At 54.7% G+C, this 700-nt stretch carries 1 pseudogene; it reads right to left on the reverse strand.

The annotated features are described in order from the left end of the window. Nucleotides 1–386 (reverse strand): annotated as a pseudogene (locus D7X94_RS18015) (hypothetical protein); the annotation flags it as partial. Nucleotides 387–700 lie beyond the last annotated feature (314 nt).

Genomic DNA, 700 nt, shown 5'->3' on the forward strand with positions numbered 1-700 from the left:
CATGCGCCAGAAACAGCAAATCGTGAACACTCTTTTTGAGCAAGGAAACGCTTAGTTTTGTTACCCCCCCCCCGCCGAAAAACTACAAAATTTCTTCGGCGTTTTCTTACAATTTCAAATTGGCGTTGACAGCGCAGGAGCTCATTGTTGAACTGGAGGATCTTCACCCGGTGGCCGTCGGCGTCCCGCTTGTCGTCGGTGTTGATGTGCTCGTCCAGACGGGTTTCCAGCCGCCCCAGCTTGCCCAGCACCTCGCCGTTAATGGCCTTGCCGATCCACCGGGCGATAGCCGACCAGGGGTTCACTTTGACAGGCGCAATCTGCACCAGGGTCAGCAGAACGAAGAGCCCGCCGCCGGAATAAGCCAGGAGCTTATCCAAAGTCATTGGCTTTCACCTCTCATAGAAAATGAAAGCCCCGGCCTTGCCACTTGACAAAGCCGGAGCGTGTGGTATAAAGCAGACCGCCGGGAGACTTCCGCAGAGGAAGAAAGCTGGCGGTCTGCCGGAGTTTGTCATTGACAAACTCCCTGGATTGGGGTATAATACAAACAAAGAGGGCGCTGCTACATGGCGGTTAGCCCCCTATGCTAAGATTTTTACATCGTTAGCCGCTCGGGTGCCATCCGGGCGGCTAACACGCTTTTACGGGTGCTATGTAGGCCAGCAGCAAAGCCGCCAGAAGCAAACACAGCACGAAA

This window comes from Acutalibacter sp. 1XD8-33 (assembly GCF_003612555.1).
In the GTDB taxonomy this organism is placed as follows: domain Bacteria; phylum Bacillota; class Clostridia; order Oscillospirales; family Acutalibacteraceae; genus Acutalibacter.